The organism is Hyphomonas sp. BRH_c22 (assembly GCF_000961795.1).
GTDB lineage: Bacteria > Pseudomonadota > Alphaproteobacteria > Caulobacterales > Hyphomonadaceae > Hyphomonas.
The window spans coordinates 1-6,605 of sequence record NZ_LADU01000056.1 but is presented as its reverse complement, the minus strand read 5'-3'; the positions used below and the strand labels follow the sequence as shown (position 1 = coordinate 6,605).

General features: G+C 56.0%; 5 protein-coding genes. 4 read left to right on the top strand and 1 reads right to left on the bottom strand.

The window, feature by feature from the left end; genetic code table 11:
• Positions 1–882, top strand: an 882-nt coding sequence (gene tyrS / locus VR74_RS07250; RefSeq protein ID WP_045695550.1) for a tyrosine--tRNA ligase, incomplete at its 5' end; no start/stop codon positions are given.
• A gap of 10 nt (positions 883–892) precedes the next feature.
• Here tyrS and VR74_RS07245 read toward each other — a convergent pair.
• A complete protein-coding gene (locus tag VR74_RS07245; protein WP_045695549.1) occupies positions 893–4,279 on the bottom strand; it encodes an AsmA-like C-terminal region-containing protein in 3,387 nt (1,128 codons plus the stop codon).
• 99 nt (positions 4,280–4,378) lie between these two features.
• On the opposite strand from VR74_RS07245, the gene VR74_RS07240 reads away from it, so the two are divergent.
• The 3 genes from VR74_RS07240 to VR74_RS07230 form a co-directional block, all read left to right on the top strand.
• Positions 4,379–4,843, top strand: coding sequence for a peroxiredoxin (locus VR74_RS07240; protein WP_045695548.1), 465 nt, complete (start codon positions 4,379–4,381; stop codon positions 4,841–4,843).
• 208 nt (positions 4,844–5,051) lie between these two features.
• Complete coding sequence (locus VR74_RS07235; protein WP_045695546.1) at positions 5,052–6,269, top strand: M23 family metallopeptidase; 1,218 nt, start codon at positions 5,052–5,054, stop codon at positions 6,267–6,269.
• Positions 6,259–6,605 (top strand): polymer-forming cytoskeletal protein (locus tag VR74_RS07230; RefSeq protein ID WP_045695545.1); only part of this gene is annotated, 347 nt, incomplete at its 3' end. The genes VR74_RS07235 and VR74_RS07230, both read left to right, overlap by 11 nt.

Below are 6,605 nucleotides of genomic sequence, written 5' to 3'. Positions count from 1 at the left end.
ATGGTCAACAATGACGACTGGCTTTCGAAGATCGGATATGTTGAATTCCTGCGCGACTACGGCGTTCACTTCACGATCAACACAATGATCAAACAGGAAACGGTCGACCGGCGCCTGCGCAACGAGCAGCCGTACACTTTCCTCGAATTCAACTACATGCTCCTCCAGGCCTACGATTTTCTGGAACTCTACAGGCGATACGGAGTGAGGCTGCAGCTTGGCGGCTCCGACCAGTGGGGCAATATCATCAATGGCGTCGAACTTACGCGGCGCGTCGCGGGAGGCGAAGCCTATGGCCTGACGTCACCGCTGATCACAACGGCTTCGGGCGGCAAGATGGGCAAGACCGCCGATGGCGCTGTATGGCTCAACGCCGACAAGAAGAGCCCTTACGAGTACTGGCAATTCTGGCGCAACACGGAAGACGCCGATGTTGGTCGTTTCCTGCGTTTGTTCACTGATCTCGACCTGGAGACGATCACAGCGCTGGATCAGCTTGAAGGGGCCAGCATCAATGAGGCGAAAGTGGCGCTGGCTAACGCTGCGACCACCCTCTTGCATGGCGCCGAAGCCGCTGCAGAGGCTGCCAACGCGGCGGCGGCCGTCTTTGGCGAAGGCGCATTGTCTGACGCATTGCCTACGGTGGAAGTCTCTCAAGCGGAACTCAGCGGCGGCATGTTGATTGCTGCAGCTTTCTCGGTTGCAGGACTTGCCGAGTCTAACGGCGAAGCTCGCCGCCTGATCAAGCAAGGTGCCGCGAAGGTGAATGACGTGACGGTCAGCGACCAGAATGGCGTGCTCGGCACGGCAGATCTGATTGATGGCGCCATCAAATTGTCGGCCGGAAAGAAACGGCACGCGTTGCTCAAGGTCGCGGGCTAGGCAGAGCGCACTATTCGAAGGATTCTTCGGGAATAGGCGGCAGCTCCGAGGGGATCGATTCGTGCGGTAAGCGTGGTTTGGCTTCGGGAATCTTGGTGTCGGACGGATTCTCGAATATGCGCCGGATGACGCCCGGCGCGAGTGCTGACAGTGGATTGACTGACACATTGGCTTTCTCAAGCGTTCCATTGACCGCGTAGGTGAGTGAAAATACGCCTTCGCCATCCCGGCCAACCACCAAGTCGCCGATGATCGGAATCCCGCCAAGCGCCGAGTTCATGCCAAAACTGGGAACCAAGACACCGTTGAACTCGATCGTCCCATCGTCCGCCTGGAGAAAACCACTCGTCGTCAACCCAAGCGCCGGCCCCTGCGCCTTGGCACCCGTCACGACATAGCGGCCATTCGCAAATTTCAAAGGCACATCGATGCGGGAGAAGAGAACGCCTTCTCCTCCCAATGTATCTGCCAGTCCCCTGAGGGAAGCCAGTGAAAGAATTTGGGTGAGAAATGGAGCATTCCGCATTCGCACGTCCGTTAGAACGATATCAAAGTCCGCCGGTGAACCATCCTTGGTGAATTTTCCGGTCAGATCGAGATTGCCCCCTTCCAGAAAGTCAGCGCCAATCCAGGCCTGTGCCATAAATCCTGCGTTTCCACTCGTGATGTTCACCGTCGCCCCGTCCGGTACGGTCGCGTCGTATGTCGCAGAAAATGGAGAACCGTCATCGGCCTTGCCGGTGGCAGTAAAAATGGAGAGCCCCGTGGATCCTGTCTTGGCCATCAGCTTCGCCTCGCGCATGTCCAGCCCAGGCCGAAGCGTCAGAGCGTCAAGGTTGGCGCTAATGTTAAGAGGTGTCGTGTTGCCAGCATCCGCGCTTCCTGACGCCCCCAGACCTGACATGACGCCGGATAAATCCAGATAGGTTCCCTCAAGTTGGACAATTAAGCCTCCACCCTGGGCCCTAGCAATATCCCCCCCAAAATCGGCCTTGTTCTTGAGGTATGCCCGTCTCACAATCGCTGAAACAAGCTTTGAATCCTCGCTGAGCATGTATTCACCATCAAGGCGCGCATTCTCAGACGTGAACAGGACCGTCGATCTCGACAGGCTGCCGACTTTCTCAAACTGAATGGAGGCCTTGGCTGGAACGCCTTTCGGCTTCACCCACCCAATCTCGGAAATATCCAGACGGGCCTCGCCGAGGTCAAGCGACGTGTCGGCGGAAATTAGGTCATCTCCGGCAACCCGCGCCTGAAGTTCTATCGGGATTTCTCCCGACAAATAGGCGCGCCCCAACACCCCGAAACGATTGAGCAGATCCGGTGTGACAACCGCCGTTGCTGACAGATTTGATGGTTGGTCCCCATCACTGAACGCATCGCGCCATGTGAACTGGACGGGCGACGGCCCAAGGTCACCAAACCCGCTGACCGTGACACCCGCCTGATTGGCGTCAATCTTGAAGCTTCCCTTTGTGAGATCAAACCCCAACGCTGCCTGCTTTAACCCACCCTGGGTCACCGTCCCCAACGCGGAGAAACGAACGTCTTCGTAGGGCACATTATCAAGCGCCGGACGGAACATTTCGAATGTCATCTCCGCATCGCCCGTGAGCCTGTCCGGCTCAAACTCGATCTTGAATCGAGATTCAACGAGTGTCTTCATGATGTTTTTCGCAGGACCGCGTCCCTTCGCGAAGACCCTGAACGGAACACCTCGCGGATTGAAGGCCGGGAAATCGACGAGACCTTCATCCAGGGTCCACCCACCGTATTCTCCGCTGTCGAGGACAACCTTGAACCCATTTCCGGTAAGGCGCCCCTTGCCGGTTGCATTTTCGACGGCCGGCAAGTCGTCGAGAAACCGAACGGACGCGTCGCGAACCTGAAAGTCCAGCGTCAGATTCTCATCCTTTAAATAGCCCTCGGCAAAGCTGTCGCGCAGCAGGTCCATATGCCCCTCTACCGACGACGCAACACCGGACGTGATCCGATTGGCCGCATACCGCCGGGCACCCGCTCCGAGACCGACTGGCCAGAAAGCCAATACCGTTTCCCGGCGAATATCACCCTGAGACGCGATGTCGAAACTGCCAATCACCGGTGGCTCGCCCTCCTGTCTGTCAGGTGTGAGTTCGATCGAGCCGGAAGCCGTGAGTCGGTCGCCGCCAGTCGTAAAATCGACCACAGCGTCCCGAAGCGCAAAACGCGACAGATCCACTTCGCCTTCGATATAAATTTTCTCGAGCGGGATGGCGCTTTCAAAGGCCGGCGCAAAATCCAGCTGCATGTCAGGACTGGTCAGATTAAATTTGCGAAAACCCTGCCCCTTCATTGCATCCTGTATGTTCAGCAACGCGCGGCCCTTAAGCGGACCTGCGCGGTTACTGCTGGCTTCCAAGGTTAGGCCATCCGTTCCGGAGTTGTATGCCGCCTTCAAGCCAAAATCCTGAACGTCGAACTCATTACCGCCCAAAGGCAACCGGCCTTCTCCCGCAGCGATATCTACCAGTATCTGCTCGACACCGACGCCTCTTGAGACATCGAACGACACGGCAACGTTTGCCGGTAGTCCATCAAACCGGTCACGGCTCATACCGAGCCGGACCGCCAGATCTCCCAGAGGCCACTTCGCCACGGCAAATTCTGCCTTCAGATGATTGCCAAGGTTTGATGTTGCGAGCGTTGCTGCCAACCCGGCTGGTAAACCTTCGCCAACGCCACTGCCCGAGATCGACAAGACGATCCCGCCTGCTTCCCGGGCAAGACGCCCTTTCGCCGCTCGTAACGTGAGCAGGTTCTTTTGGTCTGCGTCCCGAACATGCACTTCGAATTGATCGAACGAGACCCGCTCCAGGTCGACGACCGTTTCGGCCTGTTCCAGCGCGACAAGTAATTGAGGCAACACGTCATTGGCGCGCTCCAGCCATTCTGCTGGAGTGGTCGGCAACGTGCCCGACGGAATCTCGGGCAATGGATCACCTGCCATCTTCCATTTTGTTTCGGTGACGCTGTCGACATTTATCCAGCCATCATCGAGATGCATCGCGATGATTTCGACTTTGCCGAATACGAGTGAAGAACCCGCAAGCGTTATATCAGCTGTCTCTGCTTCAGCGCTCAGGCTCCCGGCATCATCAAATAATTGCACATTTTTTGCGTTTATCAGAACTCGGCGGTCGTCTTGCGACCATTCAAGGAATACTTCACCGATCTTGACAGATCGTCCGCTTCGGGCGTCGGTTAGTGCGCGCTCGACATCGTCCCTGAAAACACCCAGTTCTAGCGGGCCGCTCGCCAGCCGAAACGCCAGCAAACCGGCCGCGACCAGAACAAGCAGAATTAAACCGCCAAGTATTTCCAGAATTAACATCGAGGCGGTCTGGCGAACCAAGAGCACGCTCCTTAAAACTTCATGCGTCACGTTCAGAACAGCGAAGCTGCACGTCTTGGATATAAACGCAGACCTTTTCAGGCACCATAGGAGGAATACATGAGCCAACCACTGGAAACTGGAGTGAAAGCGCCTGATTTCTCTATTGAAACCACTGAAGGTCAGAAGAAACTCGCCTCATACAAAGGCAAGCATCTGGTTTTGTATTTCTATCCGAAGGACGACACGCCTGGTTGCACGAACGAAGCCAAGGATTTTTCGAGCCTCTCAATCCAGTTCGAAGCGGCAGGAACAAAAATTCTTGGCATCTCCCGCGATACCCTCGCTAAACATCAAAAATTCATCGCAAAGCACGAACTGAAAATTGAATTGGGATCCGATGAAGACGGCGTCCTATGCGAAGCCTATGGCGTCTGGGTTGAAAAAAACATGTATGGCCGAACCTATATGGGTATTGCCCGCTCGACCTTTCTCATCGACCCGAAAGGTCGAATTAGCCGAATCTGGCCGAATGTTCGCGTGAAGGGTCACGCTCAAGACGTGCTCGATTCGTTAAATAGCTGACAGGTGGCTAAAAATTACACGCTGGCCATCCAAAATTCCAAGCTTTAACAGGGGATTTACCCAATTAGGCGAAAATTTGCATGAATTGTGTTCCCTAGGGCTTTCACCGCCGTTCGAAATGGGTATTTATGTGATCCACGGGTTTGGGAAACGTGCTGTAGTGTTTATTGCAGCATGGGGTGTGATTTCCAGTCGACAGGTGGCGTGAATGGCGAAGTGGAGTGCGAACGTTAAAGCGGCGTTTGATCGAGCGTTCCCGGAACGCCAGATTTATCACCGCAGCGGCGGCACGGTCCGGTACATTTCGGTCTCCCCCTGGCAGCAGGCCATTATCGCTGCAGGCGCTGCTGCGCTTGCCGGCTGGACCCTTTTTGTTACGGGCAGTTATGTCCTCGGCGGGCCTTCCAGCACCATCGCCGGCAATCCAGATGACCGCGAACTCGCCAAGTACGAACGCTGGGTCCAGGAATTACGTGCGAAAGATGCCCTGTCCCGCTCGCTTCTCGAAGAACGCACAGACGCTTTCCAGAAGGAAACGGCGGAATGGGAAGATCGACAGAAGGCGCTTGAAGACCTGTTCGACAAGCTGAAGGGCGATGAGAACCTGGAGGTTTCAGCGCTGAAGGGTGACGGCACGGGCCTTTTGGTGAAAGCGTCGATTGAAGAGGCGGACAATCGTCAATCTCGCAACGTCTCTCACGTCACTGCATCGTTCGATACAAGTGGCTCGCGGGTCAGCCTGAAAAACCTGAAATACGATCAGGAACGCATTCTCAATGAAGCTGAAGACATGGCGATAGACCGTGCAGAGCGCGCGCGCGGTGTGCTTCAGCTCACATCTGTCGGCAGCGACCGCATCATGTCGGGCGCCGAAATGGGCGGGCCGCTCGTTTCGATTGCGACCATGACGTCAGGTGCAGACAAACTGTCGAACGCAGACACAACCTTTTACAATCGCCTCACTCAGACGCGAGCTCGCGTCGAAGAAATGCGCTACTATGAGCAGATCGTTGCAAGTCTGCCGCTCGGACGCCCGGTCGGTGTGCCCTACCGCCAGACCAGTGATTACGGCATGCGCATAGACCCGTTCAGGAAACGCCCAGGCTGGCACAATGGCCTCGATATGGCCGCTTATCACGCGGCTCCGATCATCGCAGCAGGGCCCGGGAAAGTATCTTTTGCAGGCGCGAGCGCGGGATACGGGCGCATGGTCGAAATCGATCACGGACACGGTTTCAAGTCACGCTATGGTCACTTGAGCGGTATTACGGTATCAAAGGGGGATACTGTCGAAATCGGAGACTTGGTCGGCAAGATGGGGACCACCGGACGAAGCACGGGTGACCATCTTCACTATGAAGTCTGGTTCAACGGCAAACCTTATGATCCAGCGAAATTCTTGAAAGCAGGCCGTCATGTTCACTAAAAACAAAAACACAGAAACCACCCCGGCAGAGCCAGTCAAAGCCGCACCTACCCAGGACGCCATTCGCGGCGCGGCAATGAAGCCCGCTGCACGCGCGGCGTCGATTATCTGCGCGGATATGAAGATCAACGGTTCAGTGATCTCGGAAGGTGCATTGCAGATCGATGGCGTCGTTGACGGTGACGTCAGCGCAACAGACATCACGATCGGCGCATCCGGATACATTACCGGCGAAGTCAAAGCCGAAGTCGTCAAGGTAAAGGGCAAGATCCGCGGTTCTATCCGCGCCCGGAAAGTCGAACTGGAATCCGGCGCCCATGTGAAGGGCGACATCGT

Bases quoted from the DNA above. Each gene is read 5' to 3' on its own strand.
- VR74_RS07240 (WP_045695548.1), top strand. From the start codon at position 4,379: ATGAGCCAACCACTGGAAACTGGAGTGAAAGCGCCTGATTTCTCTATT.
- VR74_RS07235 (WP_045695546.1), top strand. From the start codon at position 5,052: ATGGCGAAGTGGAGTGCGAACGTTAAAGCGGCGTTTGATCGAGCGTTC.